Raw genomic sequence first — 21,507 nt, forward strand, 5'->3', positions numbered from 1 at the left:
CCGGCGGGTCAGGGAAAGATCACGGCAAGCACCGCCGCCAGCCGGGCAGGATCGGTGCCGTCAAGCGCCAGATCGAGCGGTGGATTGAGGCTGTGGCCCCGCATCGCCCCGGCCAGATCATAGCTGGTCTGCAGAAGGCGATAGCCGTCATCCTCGCGCAGCACGGCCAGCCCCGCCCCGAACGGATAGGCATCGGGATCGACGATCAACACGCCGTGGCCGGGCAAACCTGCGCCCAGCGAGGGGCGGCATGCCCTGAGGCCAAAGGCGCGCGGCCCGGCATGGCGCGGCGCTTCGACCAGCGCGCCGGGGACGATCACCGGATCGATCAGCCCGTCGGCACGCGGCGCCCCGAACACCGGCACCAGCCGAATCGTGGCGAATGACGGCGGTGGCGGCGCGGGAAGCGGCGGCGGGGCAATGGCGCGCCGCCGAACATGCGGTTCGGGAGAGGCCGGGATGCGGTCCGTGCCTGCGGTCGAACCGCCATTTCCGCCAGCATAGGGGCCGGGTGCCGCAGCGCCGCCCAGTTCAGCGACAAGTGCTGCAATCCGCGCGCGCATGCGTGCACGCCGTGCCTCGGGATCCCCGAAGCCGACCAGCGCGGCATCGAGCGCGCCCGCGCGATACTGGGCCTCGACCAGGGCGCGCAGCTCGCCCTCGTCGCGCACCGTCATCAACCGGCACAGCGCGCCGACCGTGGCGGCGTTCCAGCGATCAAGCGTCTTGTGGGCGTTTTCGATCCGCGACAGGATCACGGGCGCGATCCCGTAATCGCGGTCGAGCACGGCCACGGTCAGCGCACGGTCCCCGGCGCGGCGCGTGCGCACGGCGGCGGCAAGCTTGACCGCAAACCCCTCCTCCGCGGCATCGAACGCACCGCCATCCTGAAACGGCTCTGCCCAGCGGGCGATGTCGAAATCCGGTGCATCGATATCGATCAGCAGATCGACCGCCTCGACGCCGATCGCAGCGGCGATGGCGCGCAGTTCATCCGCGCGCGCGACCACTTCCCCGCGTTCGATCTTGGACAGGCGGATATAGGGAATGGCCGGCAGCCGCGCGGACAGCGCGAGCAGCTTCGACTGGCCATGGGTGCGCCGCAAATCGCGGATACGATTGGGGAAAACGACAAGGCGGTGCGGATCGACCCGGATCGCGCAGGGCTCCGCCCCGCCCCCGGACGCACTCTCGTCCCGCCGCATGCCAGCCAATCCCCCCTTTTATTGGCTTGCGAACCTATATTTATGACAGGCTGGCGTCTAGGATCGTGCCGGGGAAACTGTGTCCGATTTTGCAACACCGCCCGACCATGCGGTCCGGCGGCGGGTCCCGGTCAACATTGCGGACAATCCGGGCCTGGAATGACAGGTCCCATCCCCGCGGGAGATGCGGGGATGGGTCCGGGGCGGCGGGCGGTCAGCCCGGCGGATGGGATGAGAGGAACGGTCAGGCCGCGATGCCGACCGACGCCGGGCCAGCGGGCCGGGGCGGCAGCGTGCCGCCCAGATCGCCGATCGCATCAACAGCACGGACGCGCAGCGCCAGATTGTGCGGCGCATTGGGATCGGGCAGCAGCGGCTGGGCGGCGGTGCGCGGCGCGCGCTTGGCCGGCGCACCCACCGAGCCATATTCGGCCATCAGGCGGAAACGCGGCTGCTGCGCGGCCAGATCGGCGATGGTGCGGGTGGCGCGCTTGCTGATCTGGCGGACGCGCTCCTTGGTGATGCCGGCATCGACATCCAGTTCGTCGCTGCCGTCACCGAACACGCGGCGCTCAAGGATCTCGCGGTCGCGGGCCAGCTTCTGGTCGAGCTTGGCGACTTCGGTCGGGTCGATGCCTGCCAGCGCGTTCTTGAACCGCGGCCCTTCGCTGCGCGCCTTGGCGAGCGCCCGCTTGGGCTGCTGACGGCGCAGCTGCTCGATGCCGGCGGCGCGGCCGGACCGGACAAACTCGTCGAGCAGGCTCGCCGTTGCGGCGCGGGCCAGATAGTCCGACGCGGCGGATTCGGTCAGCGCCAGCGCCTCTTCGTCGACGATGATTGCTTCCAGCGTGGTTTCCTCGCCCTCGGCACCGGTCGCGGAGGCATGGAGCGAAATCGTCGTCGCCTCGACCTTCTTGGCCGACGGCCGCTGGTCGGTCATCAGGCGGAAGCGCAGGCTCTGCAGCTCGCCGCGGATCTGCCAGTTCACGAAGGTGGTGAACTGCGCCTTTTCCGGCTCATAGGCCTGGATGGCGCGGTGCACGGCAATCGCGCAGCACTGTTCGGCATCGTCCCAGTGCGCGGTCAGCCCGTACTGGCGGATGAAATGGCGGATGCGCGGCGCGATCAGCTTCAGGATGCGCATGAACGCGCGGTCGACATTGGCGCGCTGGCGAGCGGTCTGCCGCTCTTCGCCCTTGGGCGTGTTTTCCAGAACGATGGCAACAGCTTCTTCGAGCGCGATGGTCGTCTTCGACATGAGATTTGGAACCCCCATTCCAATCCGCTCGGGCTGTCCCGGCGGCGTGACGAGGGCATTGATCGCAGCTATCCTTTAACGACCTCCCAGAATATGGTTACGGAGAATTACCTATCCTATAATCATGCCGCTCGGAATGGCCCTGCCGGGTGCATCTCGCCGGTCAGAACGAGCTGATAAAAAGCGTTTTTTCAGCATCCTGGCGAAAGCGCCTGCGGATCCGGGCAGCGGCGCGGCTCTCCGCAAACAAGGCGCGATCCAGCACCGGCCAGTGCCCGGATCGGGGCGAAAACAGGCCCGACTCCGGCGCGTGGCGGCGGTGCGGCGCCCGCGATCCGTTCAGAAATGCAGCGGATGTTAACGCGAACGTCCGCCCCCGGACGCCCGGCGCGCGGTGCACACACGGCCAAGCCCGGACGTCCCCGACAGTCATGCGCGATGCATCCACCCGATCGCTCCCCGCACCGGTTTCTTTTCCGTTATAGAGCGGACGAACCGCCGGACGGCGTTTTGCGGCCGAAATCAGCAGTCAGCCGCGTCGGCAACCGGCGGTTGCGGCGCGTTGCTGCTTGCCCGGCCCCGGTCCGGTCGGGCGATCGGATCAGCCCGCGAAGCGCGCGGGATCGATATGACGGTCGACAAAGCCGAGCAGCCAGTCGCGGTGCGCGGCGGTCGCCTGGCCGGCCTCGGCGATGCGCGCAGCCGCAGCGCCGCCGCCAATCTGGGCGACCAGCAGCTTTTCCGCCCGCGCCGCGGGCAGCCCGCCCATGCTCAGGAACCTGACCGCATCGCCCGCGCCCAGATGGTGGCCGAGATAGGCGGCGCGGGCGATTTCGGCCATGCCATCACCGATCCGCACCCCGGCTGCCTGCAGCCGGTCGAGGTTGCGGCGCGCATAATCGGCGGTTGCCTCGATCGCGGCGCGCGCATCATAGCGCAGCGCCAGCAGGTCCGAGCGCGCCGCGGCGACGACGCGCCCGCCCTCGTCCAGCCAGCCGCGTTCATGCGCGGCGCGGTTGAGCCAGGTGCCGGGGCGCTCCGCCTCGCCTTCCCAGGTGCCGGCCAGAAACTGGCCGAGCCCGGCCGCACTCGACCGGGGATTGCGGCTGTGGGTGTTCCAGCTGCCGTCGCGCTTCTTCGCGGCCTCCGCATCGATGATCGCAGCGAGCGCGGGCGCGGGCAGGCCGGTGCGGGCAGCGGCAGAGTCGATGGCGGCGGCATGGCGCGCATTGGGGCCAAGGCCGGACGGCGCGGCCGCGCTGCGGCGGCCATCGGCATCGGCGGTGCCGGAATCGGCGCGGCCGGGGGCGCGATCGGGCACCGGCCCGGCAACCGGCTGCGGCACCGGCGCGGCAAAGTTTTCAGGCAGCAGCTGCTGGGGCCCCCGCGCGCGCCCGGCGGCCTCGGGCAGGCCCGCCGACAGCGCATCGATCAGCGAATCGAGATCGAACCCGCCGGCACTGGCAAGCGTGCTCGCCCCCGCCTGCCCCTCGCCATCGCGGTCCCCGCTGCCGAGCGCGGCGCGCCACAGCCGGCTGGTCATCTCGCTCTTGGCGCTCGCATAGATGAACGCCGCCCGCTCGGCCGGGGCGAGTGCCTTCAGATCGGGGCGGACGATCATGGCCGGCGTTGCCGGGCCGCGCGCCGGGCGCGGGCGACGCGCAGCAGCCCGGCGGCGGCGCGGTCATCATCCTCCGCCTGTTCGGCGGCGGCGGCGGCCTGACGCATCGTCGCCGCAAACTTGTCGGCGGCGCTCTCCACGGCCTTCAGTGACCCATAGGCCTCGCGCGCACGGGCGCGCAGCTGATCGAGCTGCCGGTCGGCGGCGGCGCGGTCGGCGGCCAGCCGCGCGCGTTCGTCGCGCATCCGCAGGAAGTAACGGTTCTCGGGCAGGCGCCAGTCCGCGGCCGCCACACGGTGCTCGGCCTGGATCGCGGCCTGCACCTCGGTCGTGCGGCGGTGCAGCCGGTCTGCGGTCTCAAGCGCCACGCTGATTTCGACCTTGATCTGGTCAACCGTGCGCTGCTGGATGGTGAGCGCGGCGTGATAAGGCGTCTTCATGCCGCCTCGCGCATCAGGTCATCGGGCTGGCCGGCCGGATCAGGCGCGCCATCCGCCCCCGCCCAGTCCGCGCCCTGCGCCGCGTCCTCTTCGGCGTCCGCGTCGGCGGTGCCGATGATCTCGCCCAGCGCGGCAAAGGTCGCGCCGGCCCATCCGCGATCATCCTTGCCCTGATTGATCAGCGCCTCGATCGCCGGGGCCAGTGCGATCGCCTGATCGACCTCGGGGCTGGCGCCGGCCTTGTACGCGCCCAGCCGGACCATGTCCTCCATGTCCTGATAAAGCGACATCAGCCGCCGCGCCTCGATCCGCGCGGCGTTTTCCGCCGGGCTGTGCGCATGGGGCAAGGTGCGGCTGACCGATTTCAGCACGTCGATGGCCGGATAGCGGCCGCGCTCGGCGATCCGCCGGCTCATCACGACATGGCCGTCCAGAATGCCGCGCACGGCATCGGCCACCGGTTCATTGTGATCGTCGCCATCGACCAGCACGGTGAACAGGCCGGTGATCGATCCCTGGCCCGGCCGCCCCGGGCCGGCGCGTTCGAGCAGGCGCGGCAGTTCGGCAAACACGGTCGGCGTATAGCCCTTGGTCGCCGGCGGCTCGCCGCTCGCCAGCCCGATCTCGCGCTGCGCCATCGCAAAGCGGGTGACCGAATCCATCAGGCACAGCACGTGCAGCCCCTGGTCGCGGAAATATTCGGCGATGGCGAGGGTGGTCCACGCCGCCTGACGGCGCATCAGCGCCGGTTCGTCCGATGTCGCGACGACGACGACGCTGCGCGCCAGACCCTCCGGTCCCAGATCATCCTCGACAAATTCCTGCACCTCGCGGCCGCGCTCGCCGATCAGGCCGATCACCGCGACATCGCACGCCGTCCAGCGCGCCAGCATCGACAGCAGCACCGACTTGCCGACGCCCGAACCGGCGAACAGCCCCAGCCGCTGGCCCGCGCACAAAGGCGCGAACACGTCGAGCGCGCGCACCCCGGTTTCGATCTTCGCCCCCACCCGCGCGCGTTCGGCGGCGGCGGGCGGCATCGCCTTGATCGGCCGCGCCTCGGCTCCCGCAATCGGCGCCGGGCGGCCGTCAATCGGCCGCCCCAGCCCGTCGACCATGCGGCCGAGCCAGGCGGTCGACGGGCGGAGCACGAACTGGCCGGCGACCAGATCGGCGCGCGCGCCCGAGGCAATGCCCTGCGGGTCGCGGAACGACAGGCAATGGGCGATGTCATGATCCAGGCCGGTCACTTCGGCCTCGACCAGCCCGTCGGCACCGGCAATCGACAGCCGCGACCCGATGCGCGCGGCCCCGGCCAGCCCGGCCACCTCGATCAGCGCGCCGCGCACGCCGACGACCTTGCCGAAACGCAGATCGGGATCGAGCGTGGCGACCGACTGGGCCAGCGCCGACAGGTCGCGCAGCATGTCAGGCCGCCTGTTCCGGCTGCGCGTCGGCCAGCAGCTCGTCCTCCAGCCGCATCAGCTGGCGGCAATCGCCGAGCGCACGATAATATTGCATGGCCGCGACGTTGCGCGCGAAACTCATCGTCGCGACGCTGGCCTCAGGCGTCCTGAGCAGCGCCGACACATTGCGCAGCGCCTCGATGATCCGGTCCTGGTGCGCCTCGCTGCTTTCGGCATCGATATAGGCCATCATCGTGTGGAAATAGAGCAGGCGGGCCGGGGTATCGGCCTCGGCCGGGCTCATGATCTCGCGCCCGCGCAGGATCGCCGCCTTGGATTCGACGGCCAGCTCGGTGCGGCCGACCGCGCTCAACACCGCGCCGTTCACGATCACCTTTTCGCCGGGCCGGAGTGAAATGCGGAGGGTCATGCTGCAATCCTTCAGTCTGTCCCCTCTCCTATAGGACGAACATGGGGCGAACGGCGGCATGTGCGGCAATATTTGCCTAGGCCCGGCGGAATTTGCCGCCCCGCACCCGGCCGGCACGGCCCGGGAAAAAAGCCGTGGCAACCGCATTTTGGTCGCCCCCACCCCCCTCCTATAATGGTGAATGCAGGCGGGCGACGAGCGCCCGACATGTCCCAGGAGACCTCTTTTGAGCCTCTTTTCCGCTCTTTATGCCGGCGTGTCCGGCCTCGGCGCCAAATCGAGCGCGATGGCAACCGTCGCCGACAACATCACCAACATCAACACCGTCGGCTATAAAGGCGTGACGACAGAGTTCCGCACGCTCGTGACCGACGGCCGGCTGCGCTCCAGCTATTCGGCCGGCGGCGTCGCCGCCGCACCGCAGGCGCTGATCTCCAAGCAGGGCCTGCTCCAGGCGTCGGCCAGCGAGACCGATCTGGGCATTGACGGGGCCGGCTTCTTCGTCGTGCGCACCGGCTCGGACCGCGATGCCGACATCGCCTTCACCCGCGCCGGATCGTTCAAGCCCGACCTTGACGGCTTCATGCGCAACACCAGCGGCTTCTATCTGCAGGGCTGGCGGCTCGACGCCCAGGGCCAGTTCGTCAACACCGGCAACACCAACGCGCTTGAGCCGGTGCGGCTGAGCGAGCTGACCGGTTCGGCGGCGCCGACGACGCGGGTCCAGTTCCGCGCCAATCTCCAGTCGGACCAGGTGCCGTTTGCCGGCACCTATGCGGCGGGCAACATGGCCGCAGGCACGGTGACGCCGCATTTCCAGCGCGCCTTCGACGTGTTCGATTCGCAGGGCAGCGCGCACCGCATCAACTTTGCCTATCTGAAGACCGGCCCGAACACCTGGCGCAGCGAAATCTATGCGGTGCCGGCGAGCGACGTGACGGCGGCGGGCGGCCTGCTCGCCAGCGGCACCGTCGCCTTCAACCCCGATGGCAGCCTCAACCTTGCCGGCTCGACGCCCGCGCTGTTCGCGCCGCTGTCGGTCAGCTGGACCAACGGCGCGGGGTCGCAGCCGATCAACCTGGCGCTCGGCAGCAATGGCGGGCTCGACGGCCTGACCCAGTTCGGGGCCACCTCGTCGCTGATCTCCTCGTCGGTCGATGGCGGCCTGCTCGGCAACATCGCCTCGGTCGAAGTGTCGAAGGAAGGCGTGGTCAGCGCGATCTTCGAGGACGGCACGGCCCGGCGGGTGTTCCAGCTGCCGATCGCCACCTTCCAGAACCCCGACGGGCTGAACCGGCTGACCGGCAACGCCTTCGCCGTGTCCGGCGCTTCGGGTTCGGCGGCGATCAACACGCCCGGCGCGCTCGGCGCGGGGACGATCGCGGCCAACACGCTTGAAGCGTCGAACGTCGATCTGGCGCAGGAGTTCACCAACATGATCCGTTTCCAGCGCGCCTACAGCGCGTCGTCCAAGATCATCACGACCGTGGACGACATGCTGCAGGAACTGAGCAACCTGAAGCGCTGATCTGACCCCCGATCCGCGCGCACGTCCCCCGCCCGACAGCCAGAGGCCTGAAACACCGTGTCCCTGAACGATATTCTCGGCTCCGCACTTTCCGGCCTCGGCGCGGCGCAGGCGGGCCTGCGCGCGGCTTCGAACAACATCGCCAATGTCAGCACGCCCGGCTATGCCCGCGAGCGGGTGAATCTGGCGACCAGCGTCACCTCGGGCCGCATTACCGGCGTGCGGGTCAGCGAGCCGGAGCGTGTCGCCGACCGCTTCCTCGAGGCCAATGTCTATCGGCGCCAGGGCGATTTCGGCCGGTCGGAAGTGGTCGCCAATTATCTCAACCGGCTTCAGTCGCTGCTCGGCGCGCCGGGGATGAATCGGGCCTTCCCGCCCGGCTCGACGCCATCGGCGCGGCAGCCGTGGCGATGACCGGTTCGGCCTCGACCGAACAGACGGTGCGCAACTTCACCGCCAATGTGCAGGACGCGCTGGTGTCGATGCAGCAGGTGTCGCGCGACGTGTCGGTGCTCAAGACCGACGTCGAATCCGAGGTCGGCTACACGATCGACACGATCAACAACCTGCTGCGGCGCATCTCCGACCTGAACGACACCGTGTCGCGCGCCGCATCCCAGGGCCGCGCAACCGGCGGGGCGACCGATCTGCGCATGACCGCGGTCGAGGAACTCGCCAGCCTGATCAAGGTCACGGTGCGCGAAATGCCCGACGGGCGGCTCAACATCGAAACCGCAGGCGGCGTCGCGCTGGTCGACAAGCGTCTGCGCCAGCTGTCCTATCCGGTCGGCGACGGCGTCGATCAGCCGGTCTATCCGCCCATCGACATCCGCTTCGTCGAGGAAGATGGCAGCATGGGCCCGCTGACCGGCGAGCGTCTGGACGGCCCCGCGATCGGTGGCAAGCTGGGCGGGCTGATCGATCTGCGCGACCGGGCGCTGCCCGCCTTTGGCGAGGAAGTCGGCACGCTGTTCGGCGGCCTTGCCGAAACGCTCAATGCCGTCGCCAATGCCAGCACGACCGTGCCCGCACCCAACCGGCTTGAAGGACGGCAGAGCGGCATGGCGCTGACCGACCGGCTGGGCTTTACCGGCCGGGCGGTGTTTGCCGTCACCCAGACCAATGGCAATCTGGTCGCGCGCACCACGGTTGATTTCAGCACACTCGGTGCCGGCGCGACCATCGGTGATGCGATTGCGGCGATCAATGCCGGGCTGGGCGGGGCCGCGACCGCGACCTGGAACAATGGCCAGCTGTCGATCACCGCTGCCGCGCCCGGCAATGGCGTGGTGATCGCGCAGGATCCGGCGCAGCCGAGCAGCCGGGCCGGTGTCGGCTTTTCGCAGTTTTTCGGCCTCAACGATATCATCACCAGCCCGCGCGGCACGCTGGTTCCGCCCGGCTTCATCGGCACCGACGCGCATGGCTTCACGACCGGCGAGACGGTCGAGCTGCTGGTGCGCGACCCCAATGGCCGCGTCGTCGCGCGCCAGACGCTGTCCCCGGCAACCGGCGGCACGTTCAACGATCTGACCACGGCTCTGAATGGCGGTCCGCTGAGCGCCTTTGGCAGTTTCGCGCTCGATGCGCGCGGGCGGATGCAGTTCACTCCCAATGCCGCGATCCCGACCGCGTCGGTCAGCATCACGTCGGATTCGACCAGCCGGTTCGGCACGGGCAGGTCCTTCGCCTCGCTGATGGGCCTGTCGGGCGATAACAGCGGCCTCAATCTTGCGGAGGTCAAGCCGGACGTGCTGGCAACCGCCCAGCGCCTGCCGCTCGCGCGGTTCAACCTCGCGGCCACGGTCGGCCAGCCCGCGATCGGCGCCGGCGACAATCGCGGCGCGACCGCCTTTGTCGATGAACTGGCCCGGCCGGTCGATCTCGGGCGCAACCGCATCGTCGCGATGGAACGCTATGCCAGCCTGGTGCTCGGCCGGGCGGGCATGGACGCCGCCCAGGCACAGGATCAGCTGGTCGACGCCACCGCCCGCCGCGAGGATGCGGTCAACCGGCGTGACAATTTCTCCGGCGTCAACATCGACGAGGAGCTGTCACAGCTTGTCGTCCTGCAGAACAGCTATTCGGCCGCCGCGCGCGTGATGAGCACGGCGACCGAAATGTACGACACCCTGATCGCCATGGTCGGCTGAAAGGAAAACCGATGACCCGCGTCGCCACCATTCCCAATCAGCGCATCCTGTTTGGCGCCATCGGCAAGTCGCAGCAGAAGCTGGCCGAAACCCAGATCCAGATGGCCACCGGCAAAAAGGCCCAGGATTTCGCATCGCTGGGCGTCGAGGCCGTGCGCAACCTGTCGGCGCGCACGCTCGTCGCGCGGCAGGAGGCGCATGGCGCAGTCGCCAAGCGGCTCAACACCACGCTTGCCATTGTCGACGCCAATCTGGGCGGCGCCGAGGAATCGCTGACCAAGGTCCGCAACGACATTTTGAAGACGGTCGGGACCGGCCAGTCGACCGGGCTGCAGGAAGCGATCGAGGAGGCGTTCCAGCGCTTCCGCTATGCGATGAACGCCGATGAAGGCGGGCTGCCGCTGTTTGCGGGCTCCCAGACCAACCAGCCGCCCTTTCAGCCGGCGTCGCTGGCCGACACGATCGGCCTGTCGACCGCCGATGCCTTCACCAACGACAATGTGAAGGCTGCGGCCCGCGTCGCTGACGGGCTGAATGTCGAATATGGCATCGTCGCCGACGAGATTGGCGCGCGCTTCTTCGAGGCGTTCCGCACGATTGCCGAGGCCGGCACGATCGACAATCAGCCGACCGCCGCGCAGCTGGACGCGCTCAACGACGCCGTCGCCCTGCTCGACGAGGGGCTGAAGACGCTGCGCACCGTCAATGGCGAAAATGGCCGCCGCCGGGCGCAGATCGAGACGCTCGAAACCCGCGCAGAGGAACGCACGCTGCTGCTCAAGGAGCTGATCTCGGAAAACGAGGATGCAGACCTGTCCCAGGTGGCTTCGGAACTGGTGCAGCGGCGCACGACGCTCGAGGCGAGCTACCAGACCTTTGCCCGGCTGTCGGGGCTGAGCCTGGTGAATTTCCTGCGCTGATCCCGGCCGGGGCGGCAAGTGCCGCCGGAGGGGTGAACAAAAAAAGGCGTCGCGGCACGGAGCCGCGACGCCCTTTTTTTCATGCGCGCAACCGCAGGTGCGGGCAGGACCACCGCAAACTGGCGCAACCCGGACCGGGGCGCGGGACAATGGAATGCCGCCGGTCTCAGATACCGGCGGCGATGCGCAGGGCGATCGCGCGCAATGCCTCGAAATTGGTGACCTTCACCTCTTCGGGATGCTCGATGCCCAGAATCTCTTCGTCGCAGGACTGGGAGTGGTCGGCCGCCGCCCAGCGGCCATTGCCGAGCGATCGCAGCGGCAGGATCGGCGGACGGGTCGGATCTTCGGGATTGACCGAGGTAACGACCGCGAGGCTGCCCGACTCGAGGCGGACAAGCGCGCCGACCGGATAGATGCCGATGCTGCCGACAAAAGACTCGAGCAGCCCGGCGTCGAAATGGCCGTGCCAGCTGCGCATCCGCTGGATCGCCTCGCCGGGGTTCCAGGCGCGCTTATAGGCGCGGTCGGAGGTGATGGCGTCATAGACGTCGCAGATCGCGCCCATGCGCGCGAACTGGGTCAGCCGCCGGCCTTCAAGTCCGTAGGGATAGCCGGTGCCGTCGACGCGTTCGTGATGATGCAGGCAGACATCGCGCGCCGCCTCGGGCACGTCGCTGCTTTCCGACAGCAGCACGAAGCCGCGTTCGGGATGGGTCTTCATCGTCTGGAACTCGGCCGGATCGAGCGGCCCGGGCTTGTCCAGGATCGCGCGCGGCATCGCCGCCTTGCCGATATCGTGCAGCAGCCCGGCAAAGCCAGCCTCGCGCACCTCGCTCTCGCTCAGGCCGAGATGACGGGCAAAGTTGATCATCAGCCCGCACACCGCGACCGAGTGCATATAGGTATATTCATGCTTGGTCTTGAGCCGCGCGATGCTGACAAAGGCATCGGGACGGCGTGCGACCGAGGCCGCCAGCTCGTCGACCAGAACGAAAACTTCCTGGCTGTTCACGGCCTTGCCCAGCCGTGCCTCGCCGAACATGTTGGCGACCAGCCGCTTGGATTTGTTCACCAGCCGCGCGGCGCGTTCATATTCGCGCACCAGCGATGTGCGCTCGCCGGGCGGGCGCGGCGGCGTGCGCGGCGCGGGGCGCGGCGCCGCGGCCGGCTTGCGGCGCCCCGGCGGACGCTTGCTGCGGCTTTCATCGATCACCACCGCCTGCACCGGGCTGCGCCGCAACAGGTCGAGCGTGTCGGGCGACGAAATCAGGAAGCGCGAGCGCCAGAACGGATGGTCCAGCCAAGACCCTTCCAGGCGATGCACATACATGCCCAGTTCGAGATCTTTGGGGGACACACGGCGCAGCAAGATGATTCTTCCTTCCGATTATGGGATAAGGGGCAGACGCTTAACGACTCCTTGAAGACCGCTCATCCGCCCACCTTCAACCCCCGGCACCACCGTCAGCCACTAGCTTTGGTCGGCGCCTTGTCTCCGCGTCCCGCAGCCGGTGCCGCGTCGAGCAGATCGGCAAGCGATCCGCCCGGGCTGGCCGCCGGCATCGCCGCCATCGCCTCGGCAAAGCCATCGGCATCAAGCTCGTTCACCCCGCGCGTCAGCAGATCGAACGCGCGCGCGGTGGGCAAGGTCGCAAAGGCCGGCTGATAGCGGGTGCGCAGCGCCTCCAGCTCCGCCTCGCGGCCGAGCATGCCGAGCGCGATCGCGCGCCGCAGCAGCATCGCCTGGCGCACCTCGCTCATCGCGCCGCGCGCGGCCGGGGCCTCACGCCCTGCAGCATCGAGAAACCCCTGCCAGTTGCGCTGTTTCCACAGCAGCTCGGCACGCAGACCGGTAGCGTCGGGCACCTCCTGCAACACCGCAAGCGCCTCCTGCCCGCGCCCGAGCAGCTGCAGCGCAACCGCCTCCATGCGCTGCCGGTCCCACAGCATCGGCGCGGGATAGACGGTCTTGGACGTGGCGCTCATCACCTCAAGCGCGCGATCGGGATGGCCGGACAGGATGTGCAGCTTGGCGACGCGCACCGACAGCGGACCCTGGGCAATGTCCTGCGCGCGTTCGAACAGCTGGTGTTCGAGCAGTTCGGCAGCGCGCTCATACAGGCCGACCGACTGCAGCCGTTCCGACAGCCGCGCGACCATCAGATCGCCCTCTGCACCGCCGGGGCCGAGATCGCGATAATCCCAGTACAGCCCGGCCGCCTGATCGAGCGGCACGCGGCTGCCGGGATCGAGCAGCCCGGTGAGGATCGTCTGCGCCTCGCGCATCAGCGGCGGCAGATCGGGGCCGAGATCGTGATAGCGAACCAGCGTGCCCGCCGCCGACAGGGCTGCGCGGTCGTCCTTCACCTGCCGCGCCAGCTGCCAGCGCAGTTGCAGCGCGTGCTTCTCCGCCGCCCCGCCGCGCCAGGAAAAGCGCATCGCCTCGAGCCGCTTGAGCGCCTCGGCCGGCGGCAGGGTGCGGCGCTTGACGCCCACCTCAATCTCTCCGACGCGCGCCTCATATTGATCGGCTGGATTGCCCTTCTGCGCGACGCGGCCGAACAGCAGTGCCGCTTCGGCCAGCTGGCCCAGCGCCTGATGCGCCTTGGCGCGGATGAGATTGGACGTCGGGTCCGCCTCGGGCGTGTATTTGAGGATGCGCAGCGCCGCCGCCGGATCGCCCAGAACCAGTGCCGCCTCGGCCGCCGGGATCAGAAACGGGATCCGCTCCGCCGGGCGGCGGGCGGCGAGCGCGGGGGTCGCGCAGGGCAGCTGGCGCAGCGCCAGCAGCCGCGCGCCGCTGCCTGCCAGCGCGCGCGCGCGCCACGCGCAGGCTTCCGCATTGCCGGCAAGACCCGGCCGGTCGAGCAGGGTCAGCGCTTCGTCAAACCGGCCGAGCGCCGTCAGCGCAACCCCGCGCGCCAGATCGAAATTGTCGACCAGCACCAGATCGGGATCGTCCTGCGCCATCACCTCGAGCACGCCCGACGCCTCGGGAACGCGACCGGCCGACCACAGGCTCATCGCATAGTCCCAGCGCGCGGCCTGGCGCTGCGCCGGCGTTGACGCGGCCAGCGCCGCCAGCGTGTCGTCGACCGGCTTGCCCTGCCAGCTGGCGGGGCCGTCGATTCGCGGCGAATCCGACAGCACGGGCGCAAAGCCCGGCAGCCGTGCGGCGCGGGCCGGGCCGGGCGGCGGCATTTGCGGGTCGGACGCGGGCATCGGCGCGGCATCCGTTGCCGGCACGGCCGTCGCGGACGGCCCGGCGGCGGGCGCTGCGCCAGACCCAGGCGCGGGCTGAGCGGGAGCAGGCGTCTTTGCGGGGCCACGCGCCGCCGCCACCGCCTGATCGGCCTTGGCCTTGGCGGCACGAGTCGGCCCGGTGGACGCGGTGGCTGCTGGCCTGGCAGGCGGGTTGACGGCCGGCTGGACCGGCGGGCGCGGCGTATCGGCCAGAGCGTCCCGCAGCGGGGCGAGCGCGGCCAGCATGGCGGCCGCAGCCAGCGCGGCGGCGCGCAGGGGCATGACCCGCGCCATCAGCCGAGCATCCCTGCCGACCGCAGCCAGGCGACCCCGGCACCGCCACCGGCACAGGCAATCAGAAACAGGATGACCGGCATGACCAGCGACGGCGCTGGCGCAGGTGCAGGCGGCGCGACGGTCTCCGCCTTGGCTGCCTGCTCTTCAGCCTTGCTCTGCGCCGCAGCGGGCGTGCGCCCGCCGCCGACGACCCGAAGCTTGCCCGGTTTCTGATCCTGACCCATTCGCCACCGTTAATCATCTTCAGCATCTATTATAGGAGAAACTGCCGGTATAAGGCGGGTCGCGTTCCCCAGATCGTGGTGTAAAAGTGCAGAAACTGATGTTCACGCTTGCGGCCGCGGCCGCGCTTGGCAGTGCCACTGCCGCCGGCGGGGCGGGTGGCGAAGCCGATGACAAGGCGCCGACCGAGCTGGCGCTGGTCAAGCTGGAGCCGATGGCCGTGCCGATCGTCGATGGCGATCATGTGCAGGGCGAGTTGCGCGTGCATCTTTATCTGAGCGCCAAGGACCCGGCGAGCGCCGGCGAAATGGGTCCGCAGATGCCGCGCCTGCGCGCAGCGACCTTTGCCACGATGATGGATTTCGCGCGGCTTTACGCCTCGCCCTTTCAGGCCGTGAACAGCGACCAGCTGGCGAAGAAGCTGACCGCTGCTCTGCGCAAGGAAAATCCGGCCATCCACGAAGTGCTGATCACCGCCGTCGCGGCCAAGCCGGTCTGATCCGGGCGGGATCTCCTGGTCATGACGAAAAAGGGGCGCTGCCGACACCGGCAGCGCCCCTTTTTCGTGGGTGATGGGGTCGCGCCCGACCGCGATCAGCGCGCCGCCATGCGCGCGCCGGGCGCAGCCGGGGCGGCCTGACGGCGGGCAATCGCCATCGACAGCGCCGCCGCGCCCTTGGGCGTCATCGCCGCCAGGATCGCGGCGGTCGACCGGTCGCGCATCCGCTCCGCAACCTCGACCTGCACGTCCATCGCCAGCTGTTCAAACACCACCGCTGCCGCCTTGGGCTTCATCGCCTGATAGATTCGCGCCAGTTCGCTGTAGCGTTCGTCAGCGGGATCGGCGGCGGCAGCGCCGGGCCGCCCCGGCGGCGCCGCCTCGGCCCCGACCCCGGCCGCCTTCAGCCGCGCCTCGGCGGCGCGCGCCGCCTGTTCGCGCATGTCGAGCGCGCGGTTGCGCTGGGCGGCGGCACGGTCGCGCGCCGCCATGTCCTGCTGGATCGACACGCCCAGCCGGGTCTGTTCGGCAGGCGCGGGGCCGGGCCGGCGGCGGCGATGGCGTTGGTGAGCGCCGATGCGCCGGCCGCAAGCGCGGTCAGCATCAAAAGCGACGGGCGAACGATCATGCGATCACCCGGTCGTCATCGGCATTGGCTTCCGCCGCAGGATCGGCCTCCGCCCCCTCGGCCGGGCCGCGCGCGGCAGCCAGATCGGCCTCGGCCTTGCGGGCGGCGCTGGCGCTGTCCATCAGCCGGTCAGCGGTTGCGTTGGCGATGTCGATCATCACCTTCAGCTCGTCGCGGATCGCCTCGGCCTCGCCCAGCCGGCGCATCGAGGGATCGGCCTCGCGGCGCAGCACGTCCTTCAGCTCCGACAGCACCTGGCGGGCATGGCCGGTCGCCGTCTCCAGCGCCTGCACCGTTGCCGGCAGATCGGCGGTCTTGAACGCGGTCAGGCTGCGCATCATCCGCATCGACTGCACGAGCACCGCGATGCACAGGATGACGGTGACGATATTGGATGTGGTGGCAAAGCTCATCGGATCAGTTCCTGGCAATGTCGGTCAGCATGCGCACGGCGATGCTGTTGTTGCGCTGGCCAAGCTGGGCAACGCCCAGCTTGATCCCCGAACAATGGATTTCGAGGGGTCGTCGGGATGCTTGTTGAGCGGCAGTGTCTCGCCGATCTGCAGGTCGCGCACGTCCTGCAGCTTCATCATCCGTTCCGACAGCACGGCGCGCAGCGACAGCTCGGTCTTGCGCAGCTCGCGGTCCATATGGGTTTCCCAGATGCCGTCGCGCCCGGATTTCTCGCCCATGAAGCGCTGGAGCAGCTTGTCGCGCACCGGCTCCAGCGTGGTGTGCGGCAGCAGGAACGAGAATTTGCCGCCCCGTCCCTCCATCTCGACGCGGAAGGTGCAGACGGCGGTGACGTTGGACGGGCCGGCAATCGCGGCGAAGCGCGGGCTGCTTTCGATGCGCTCCAGATCGATCGAGATCTGCGTCACCTGTTCAAAGGCCTGGGCGAGATCATTGAGCGCCAGCTGCATCATCCGCGCGACGAGCGCGGTTTCGATGGTGGTGAAGGCGCGCCCCTCGACGCGCATCTGCTGGCCGGCACCCTTGCGGCCGCCGAGCAGCGCATCGACCACCGAATAGATCAGGCTCGGCTCGACGACCATGATGCCGAAGTTTTCCCATTCGCGCACCTTGAACACGCCGAACATCGCCGGCAGCGCGACTCGGTTCATGATTTCGCCGAACCGGGTGCCGGTCACCTCCTCGAGCGTGACGTCGATCGCGTCCGAGGTCAGGTTGCGCATATTGGTCGCAAAGCTGCGGATCACCCGGTCGCAGATCACCTCGAGCATCGGCAGACGCTCGTGATTGACGATATCGGATTCGATGACCGCGCGCAGGCCGCTCTTGGTCGGCGCCGGGCCGCCAATGTCGCCGAACAGCGCGTCGATATCGGACTGGTCGAGTTCGCCCGCCGCGCCGATCTCCATCGGCTTGGGCTCGGGCAGCTCGAACTCCTCGAACGGATCGCTCATTGCTGGGTAAGATCCTGGATGAGAACGTCGCGCACCGCCGCCTTGCCGAGCACGGCGTTGGCGCGGATCAGCATTTCCTCCTTCATGCGGAAGGTGGCGGCCGAACCGGACAGATCCTCGGGCCTGAGTTCGCGCAGAAAGGGCTGGTAGCTGTCGAGCACCAGCGGCAGCTTCTTGGTGATCGCCTCCGACGTCGCCTTGCCGGGCACGAGCATGAAATGAACCTTCAGGAACCGCGCGCTGCCATCTGCGGTGCGCAGATTGACGGTCATCGGCGGGGTGTCGACAAAGACATTCTCCTTGCCTTCGCCCTCGCCCTCACCTTCGGCCGGGGCCTCTTCCTCTTCCGCCTCGGCGGACTCTTCGGCCTTGGGCTTGTCCCCGCCCGACATCATGAACAGCGCGCCGCCGCCGCCGCCCACCACCAGCAGCGCCGCAGCCGCGCCGATGATGATCAGCTTGCGTTTCTTCGGATTGGGCGAGGCACCGGCTTCGGCGTTTTCATCCGCACCCGGCGCGCCGCCATCCTTGGTGTCGCCGGCCTCGCTCAGACCGTCCGGCAGCTTCGTCTTCTGGTTCGCCACAAAATCCCCTTCTCGCGGGCTCGCCGGTAAATCGCCCCGGCAGCACCGCGAATGCGTCATTCCCTCCTATTATAGGATGGTGATCGGCAAAACTTGCCTAGTGCCAGCCGATCCTGCGCTTTTTTGCCGAGGTGAGGATGGACATTTCTTCCTATGTGCTGCTCAGCCACGAACAGGCGCTCCGCCGCCGGCTCGACGTGGTTGCCAACAACATGGCCAATGTCAGCACCGTGGGGTTCCGCCGCGAGCAGCCGGTGTTCCACGAAATGCTGAAGCGCGGCGAAGATGCGATGACGCGCGATGCGCGCAACGTGTCGTTCGTGCTCGATTTCGGCGCGGTGCACGACACCGCGCTCGGCGGTTTTCAGGCGACGGGCAATCCGCTCGACGTGGCCATTGACGGCCAGGGCTATTTCGCGGTCGCGCTGCCCGATGGCGGCACCGGCTACACGCGCGCGGGCCAGTTCAAGCTGCTCGACACCGGCCAGCTGGTCACCAGCAACGGTCAGCCGGTGCGCGGCGATAGCGGCCAGCCGATCACCGTGCCGCCGGAGATGATCGGGCGCGTCACGATCGCCAATGACGGCTCGATCATGGGGCCGGACGGCCCGCTCGGGCGCATTGCCGTCACGGTGTTCGACAATGAAGCCGGCGTCACGCCGCGCGGCGACGGGCTGATGGCGGCGGAAAATGGCCGCGTCCTCGCCGCCGGCGAGACGAAGCTGCGCGCCGGCGGGCTCGAAGGCTCGAACGTGCAGCCGATCGTCGAGACCACCAACATGATCCAGATCCTGCGCTCCTACCAGACCAGCCAGCGCATGGCCGATGCGATCAACGACATGCGCAAGCGCGCCGTCGAGCGGCTTGGCCGCATCGGCGGCTGATCCGCGCCCAGACCCTTTTTTCCAGGAGTAGACCCGATGCGTTCCCTGTCGATTTCCGCCACCGGCATGCTGGCCCAGCAGACCAATGTCGATGTGATCTCGAACAACATCGCCAACATGAACACCACCGCCTACAAAAAGCAGCGCGCCGAGTTTCAGGACCTGCTCTATCAGCAGGTCGCGCGCCCGGGTGCTGCGACCGGCGGGCCGCAGGCGCGTGCGCCCTCGGGCATCCAGATCGGCGCGGGCGTGCGCACCGGCGGCGTCTACCGCATCTCCGAACAGGGGGCGATGACGACGACCGACAACCAGTATGACGTCGCGATCGAGGGCAATGGCTATTTCCAGATCCTGATGCCCTCGGGCGAAATCGCCTATACCCGCGCCGGGTCGTTCCAGCTGTCGGACCAGGGCGAGCTGGTGACCGCCGACGGCTATGCCGTGCAGCCGGGCGTGACCATCCCGCCCCAGGCGACCGATGTCAGCATTTCACGCACCGGCATCGTGCAGATCAAGGTCGCCGGCCAGGCCGAAATGCAGGATGTCGGCCAGCTGCAGCTGGCGACCTTCGTCAACGAAGCGGGGCTTGAGGCGCAGGGCGGCAACCTGTTCCTTGCCACCGCCGCGTCGGGCCAGCCCAACATCGCCTCGCCGGGTGATCCGGGCTTCGGCATGCTGCGCCAGGGGTTCCTTGAAGCATCGAACGTCAATCCGGTCGCCGAAATCACCGCGCTGATCAGCGCCCAGCGCGCCTATGAAATGAACAGCCGGGTGGTGAAGACGGTCGACGAAATGCTCGCCACCTCCAGCCAGCTGCGGTGACGGCGATGCTGGGTCTGGCGCTTCTGCTCGCCGGCATGGCCGGTGCCGCGCCGGGGGTCGTTCCCCCGGCCGCGCCGCTGGCGAGCGCCTTCGTCCTCGCCCGCCCGGTCGAGCGCGGCGAGATCATCGCGACGACCGATTTCGTCGCCCAGGACGTGCCGGCCAGCCAGACGACGGGCGCGCTTGCCGCCAATGCCGCCGCCGGCATGGAAGCGACGCGGCGGCTGAATGCCGGCGCGGTCGTGCGGTCGGGCGACGTCATGGCCCCGCGCCTCGTGCGGCGCGGCGAGCCGGTGACGCTGCGCGTGCGCAGCGGCGCGCTGACCATCACCGCGCAGGGCCGTGCCCTGTCCGACGGACGGCGGGGCGATGTCGTCCGCGTCGTCGCCCCCAGCAACAAGACGCTTGAAGGCGCGGTCGACGGCCCGGCCTCGGTCCGCATCGCCGCCAACTGATCAACGGAGCCAGGCGCGTGAACAAGTCCATTTCCCTCACCCTGCTCATGGCGGCGCTGGCCCCCACGCTCGCCGGCTGCGGCGCCGCCGGGCGGCTGGCGGCTGTCGGCAAGCCGCCCAAGATGACGACGCAGGAAAACGTGCCTACACCGCCCTGGGAACGGTCGATCGCGACCTCGGGCATGAACGAACGGCTCGAAGCCGGCGCGCGTGCCGCGCCCGCCGAGGCACCGGTGCAGACGGCATCGATCTTCCGCGCCGGCGCCGCCGGCCTGTTCCGCGACCAGCGCGCCAGCCGCACGGGCGACATTCTGACGATCCGCATCAATGTGCAGGACCGGGCAATCGTCGACAATGCCACCCAGCGCAGCCGCACCAGCTCTGAAAATGCCGGGCTGGCCTCGCTGCTCGGGCTTGAAGGGCTGCTGCAGGACGTGCTGCCCGGCCAGCCCGATACCGGCAATCTGGTCGAATCCGAATCCGAAAGCCGCTCTGCCGGCCAGGGCAACACCAGCCGCAGCGAAACGATCAACCTGACCATGTCGGCGGTCGTCACCAGCGTCCTGCCCAACGGCAATCTGGTCATTCGTGGCCGGCAGGAAATCCGGGTGAATTTCGAACTGCGCGAGCTGATCCTGACCGGGATGATCCGGCCGCAGGACATTGCCCGCGACAACAGCATCCGCCACAGCCAGATCGCCGAGGCGCGGATCAGCTATGGCGGGCGCGGCCAGCTGACCGATCTCCAGCAGACGCGCTGGGCCCAGCAGATCTACGACGCGCTGTTCCCGTTCTGACACCGGCCCCTCACCCCGCGGGCGCGGCTGCGGCCACGCCCGCCAATGGCCCGCCCGGCAGCCGCGCACGGCAACGCCCCTGACAACGCGATCCAAGATTTTGGCCGCACGGCACGGGCCGGCTCCATGCCCCGCTATAATGCGATTAGGGTTTTGTGAGGTTTTGTGTTCCCTCGGGTCAGAGACATCATCGATACGCTGGGCGCCACGCTGCGGGTGAGCGTCGACGCGCATCCCGGTGGCGCGCTGATCGTGCTGGAGGATCCCGCCGGTCCTGAGGACGAGCGCATCATGCTCGACCCCTATGGCACCGAACTTCTCGGCGGCTACATCATGTCGGCCCGCCTCGCTTTGCCTTCCGGCCTTCCCGATGAATATAGCGAGGGTCCATTCTCGTCGCGCTTCCAACTGGTTTGCGAACCGGCGCCGCGCATCATCATCACCCAGCAACATGGCCGCCGCTTCACGATTGCAGCGCCGTTCTGGGACAAGCTTTACGCGGAACTCTGCCTTGTGATCGCCCATTCGCGCAGCCTCAGCCGCTCGCTCGAGATGCGGCTGCACTGACCGCCGATGCGTCCTCGGACAACTACGCTAAGGGAAAGACCGGAGTGGTCTCAAACCACCCACGGGCAGATATTGGTAAACGAGCGGTGAAAATGCTCGCGGCCCGATCCGGCGCCCT

The 21,507-nt window shown here is 68.8% G+C and carries 23 protein-coding genes; 10 read left to right on the top strand and 13 right to left on the bottom strand.

Annotated elements, in window-relative coordinates; translation table 11 throughout:
- Positions 1 to 8 precede the first annotated feature (8 nt).
- The 6 genes from GVO57_RS01425 to GVO57_RS01450 all read right to left on the bottom strand — a co-directional run bounded on the left by GVO57_RS01425 (position 9) and on the right by GVO57_RS01450 (position 6,360).
- Positions 9 to 1,205 carry a helix-turn-helix domain-containing protein gene (locus GVO57_RS01425; RefSeq protein WP_160591257.1) on the bottom strand — a complete coding sequence of 399 codons (1,197 nt, stop codon included), beginning with the start codon at positions 1,203 to 1,205 and terminating at the stop codon, positions 9 to 11.
- A 244-nt stretch (positions 1,206 to 1,449) separates the two neighbouring features.
- On the bottom strand, positions 1,450 to 2,463 hold the full coding sequence (locus GVO57_RS01430) for a sigma-70 family RNA polymerase sigma factor (RefSeq protein WP_201752671.1): 1,014 nt from the start codon (positions 2,461 to 2,463) through the stop codon (positions 1,450 to 1,452).
- 601 nt (positions 2,464 to 3,064) lie between these two features.
- Entirely contained in the window at positions 3,065 to 4,084 is a 1,020-nt protein-coding gene (locus GVO57_RS01435; protein ID WP_160591259.1) for a peptidoglycan-binding protein, read from the bottom strand.
- Complete coding sequence (locus GVO57_RS01440; protein WP_160591261.1) at positions 4,081 to 4,524, bottom strand: hypothetical protein; 444 nt, start codon at positions 4,522 to 4,524, stop codon at positions 4,081 to 4,083. Before GVO57_RS01440 ends, GVO57_RS01435 begins: the two co-directional genes overlap by 4 nt.
- Positions 4,521 to 5,951 carry a flagellar protein export ATPase FliI gene (gene fliI, locus GVO57_RS01445; RefSeq protein WP_407695697.1) on the bottom strand — a complete coding sequence of 477 codons (1,431 nt, stop codon included), beginning with the start codon at positions 5,949 to 5,951 and terminating at the stop codon, positions 4,521 to 4,523. The genes GVO57_RS01440 and fliI overlap by 4 nt, the downstream gene beginning before the upstream one ends.
- 1 nt (position 5,952) lies before the next feature.
- Positions 5,953 to 6,360 carry a flagellar biosynthesis repressor FlbT gene (locus GVO57_RS01450; protein ID WP_160591263.1) on the bottom strand — a complete coding sequence of 136 codons (408 nt, stop codon included), beginning with the start codon at positions 6,358 to 6,360 and terminating at the stop codon, positions 5,953 to 5,955.
- A 286-nt stretch (positions 6,361 to 6,646) separates the two neighbouring features.
- Here GVO57_RS01450 and GVO57_RS01455 point away from each other — a divergent pair, with 286 nt between their 5' ends.
- The 4 genes from GVO57_RS01455 to GVO57_RS01465 are packed head-to-tail and all read left to right on the top strand — an operon-like array spanning position 6,647 to position 10,961.
- Entirely contained in the window at positions 6,647 to 7,888 is a 1,242-nt protein-coding gene (locus GVO57_RS01455; protein WP_233281592.1) for a flagellar hook protein FlgE, read from the top strand.
- A 57-nt stretch (positions 7,889 to 7,945) separates the two neighbouring features.
- Positions 7,946 to 8,302: a flagellar basal body protein gene (locus GVO57_RS15330; RefSeq protein ID WP_327785529.1), complete on the top strand. Its 357-nt coding sequence runs from the start codon at positions 7,946 to 7,948 to the stop codon at positions 8,300 to 8,302.
- Entirely contained in the window at positions 8,299 to 10,041 is a 1,743-nt protein-coding gene (locus GVO57_RS01460) for a FlgK family flagellar hook-associated protein (RefSeq protein ID WP_327785563.1), read from the top strand. Before GVO57_RS15330 ends, GVO57_RS01460 begins: the two co-directional genes overlap by 4 nt.
- A gap of 11 nt (positions 10,042 to 10,052) precedes the next feature.
- A complete protein-coding gene (locus GVO57_RS01465) occupies positions 10,053 to 10,961 on the top strand; it encodes a flagellin (RefSeq protein WP_160591267.1) in 909 nt (302 codons plus the stop codon).
- Positions 10,962 to 11,127: 166 nt separating this feature from the next.
- Here GVO57_RS01465 and GVO57_RS01470 read toward each other — a convergent pair whose 3' ends face one another.
- The 3 genes from GVO57_RS01470 to GVO57_RS01480 form a co-directional block, all read right to left on the bottom strand.
- The gene (locus GVO57_RS01470; protein ID WP_160591269.1) at positions 11,128 to 12,321 is read right to left on the bottom strand and encodes an HD-GYP domain-containing protein; all 1,194 of its coding nucleotides are present in this window, start codon (positions 12,319 to 12,321) and stop codon (positions 11,128 to 11,130) included.
- A 107-nt stretch (positions 12,322 to 12,428) separates the two neighbouring features.
- Positions 12,429 to 14,501 (bottom strand): tetratricopeptide repeat protein, encoded by a 2,073-nt coding sequence (locus GVO57_RS01475; RefSeq protein WP_160591271.1) that lies wholly within the window; start codon positions 14,499 to 14,501, stop codon positions 12,429 to 12,431.
- On the bottom strand, positions 14,501 to 14,728 hold the full coding sequence (locus GVO57_RS01480) for a hypothetical protein (RefSeq protein WP_160591272.1): 228 nt from the start codon (positions 14,726 to 14,728) through the stop codon (positions 14,501 to 14,503). The genes GVO57_RS01475 and GVO57_RS01480 overlap by 1 nt, the downstream gene beginning before the upstream one ends.
- 98 nt (positions 14,729 to 14,826) lie before the next feature.
- Between GVO57_RS01480 and GVO57_RS01485 the strand changes: the two genes are divergently transcribed.
- Positions 14,827 to 15,225: a flagellar basal body-associated FliL family protein gene (locus GVO57_RS01485; RefSeq protein WP_160591273.1), complete on the top strand. Its 399-nt coding sequence runs from the start codon at positions 14,827 to 14,829 to the stop codon at positions 15,223 to 15,225.
- 95 nt (positions 15,226 to 15,320) lie between these two features.
- Here the strand turns inward: GVO57_RS01485 and GVO57_RS01490 are convergent, their stop codons facing one another.
- From GVO57_RS01490 to GVO57_RS01505, 4 genes are all read right to left on the bottom strand, one after another.
- Entirely contained in the window at positions 15,321 to 15,734 is a 414-nt protein-coding gene (locus GVO57_RS01490; protein WP_327785530.1) for a magnesium transporter MgtE N-terminal domain-containing protein, read from the bottom strand.
- Between the two features lie 115 nt (positions 15,735 to 15,849).
- A complete protein-coding gene (locus GVO57_RS01495; protein WP_160591274.1) occupies positions 15,850 to 16,266 on the bottom strand; it encodes a DUF6468 domain-containing protein in 417 nt (138 codons plus the stop codon).
- A gap of 24 nt (positions 16,267 to 16,290) precedes the next feature.
- Positions 16,291 to 17,280, bottom strand: a complete 990-nt coding sequence (locus GVO57_RS01500) for a FliM/FliN family flagellar motor switch protein (protein ID WP_327785531.1) — start codon at positions 17,278 to 17,280, stop codon at positions 16,291 to 16,293.
- The gene (locus tag GVO57_RS01505; protein ID WP_233281426.1) at positions 17,277 to 17,864 is read right to left on the bottom strand and encodes a flagellar basal body-associated FliL family protein; all 588 of its coding nucleotides are present in this window, start codon (positions 17,862 to 17,864) and stop codon (positions 17,277 to 17,279) included. Before GVO57_RS01505 ends, GVO57_RS01500 begins: the two co-directional genes overlap by 4 nt.
- Before the next feature lie 137 nt (positions 17,865 to 18,001).
- Here GVO57_RS01505 and flgF point away from each other — a divergent pair, with 137 nt between their 5' ends.
- The 5 genes from flgF to GVO57_RS01530 all read left to right on the top strand — a co-directional run bounded on the left by flgF (position 18,002) and on the right by GVO57_RS01530 (position 21,389).
- Entirely contained in the window at positions 18,002 to 18,748 is a 747-nt protein-coding gene (gene flgF, locus GVO57_RS01510) for a flagellar basal-body rod protein FlgF (protein ID WP_160591276.1), read from the top strand.
- A 36-nt stretch (positions 18,749 to 18,784) separates the two neighbouring features.
- Positions 18,785 to 19,570 carry a flagellar basal-body rod protein FlgG gene (flgG, locus tag GVO57_RS01515; RefSeq protein ID WP_160591277.1) on the top strand — a complete coding sequence of 262 codons (786 nt, stop codon included), beginning with the start codon at positions 18,785 to 18,787 and terminating at the stop codon, positions 19,568 to 19,570.
- A 5-nt stretch (positions 19,571 to 19,575) separates the two neighbouring features.
- Positions 19,576 to 20,025 (top strand): flagellar basal body P-ring formation chaperone FlgA, encoded by a 450-nt coding sequence (flgA, locus tag GVO57_RS01520; RefSeq protein WP_160593757.1) that lies wholly within the window; start codon positions 19,576 to 19,578, stop codon positions 20,023 to 20,025.
- A gap of 29 nt (positions 20,026 to 20,054) precedes the next feature.
- Positions 20,055 to 20,822, top strand: a complete 768-nt coding sequence (gene flgH, locus GVO57_RS01525; RefSeq protein ID WP_407695735.1) for a flagellar basal body L-ring protein FlgH — start codon at positions 20,055 to 20,057, stop codon at positions 20,820 to 20,822.
- A gap of 165 nt (positions 20,823 to 20,987) precedes the next feature.
- Positions 20,988 to 21,389 carry a hypothetical protein gene (locus GVO57_RS01530; protein ID WP_160591278.1) on the top strand — a complete coding sequence of 134 codons (402 nt, stop codon included), beginning with the start codon at positions 20,988 to 20,990 and terminating at the stop codon, positions 21,387 to 21,389.
- Positions 21,390 to 21,507 lie beyond the last annotated feature (118 nt).

This window comes from Sphingomonas changnyeongensis, from assembly GCF_009913435.1.
GTDB classification, from domain to species: Bacteria; Pseudomonadota; Alphaproteobacteria; order Sphingomonadales; family Sphingomonadaceae; genus Sphingomonas_B; species Sphingomonas_B changnyeongensis.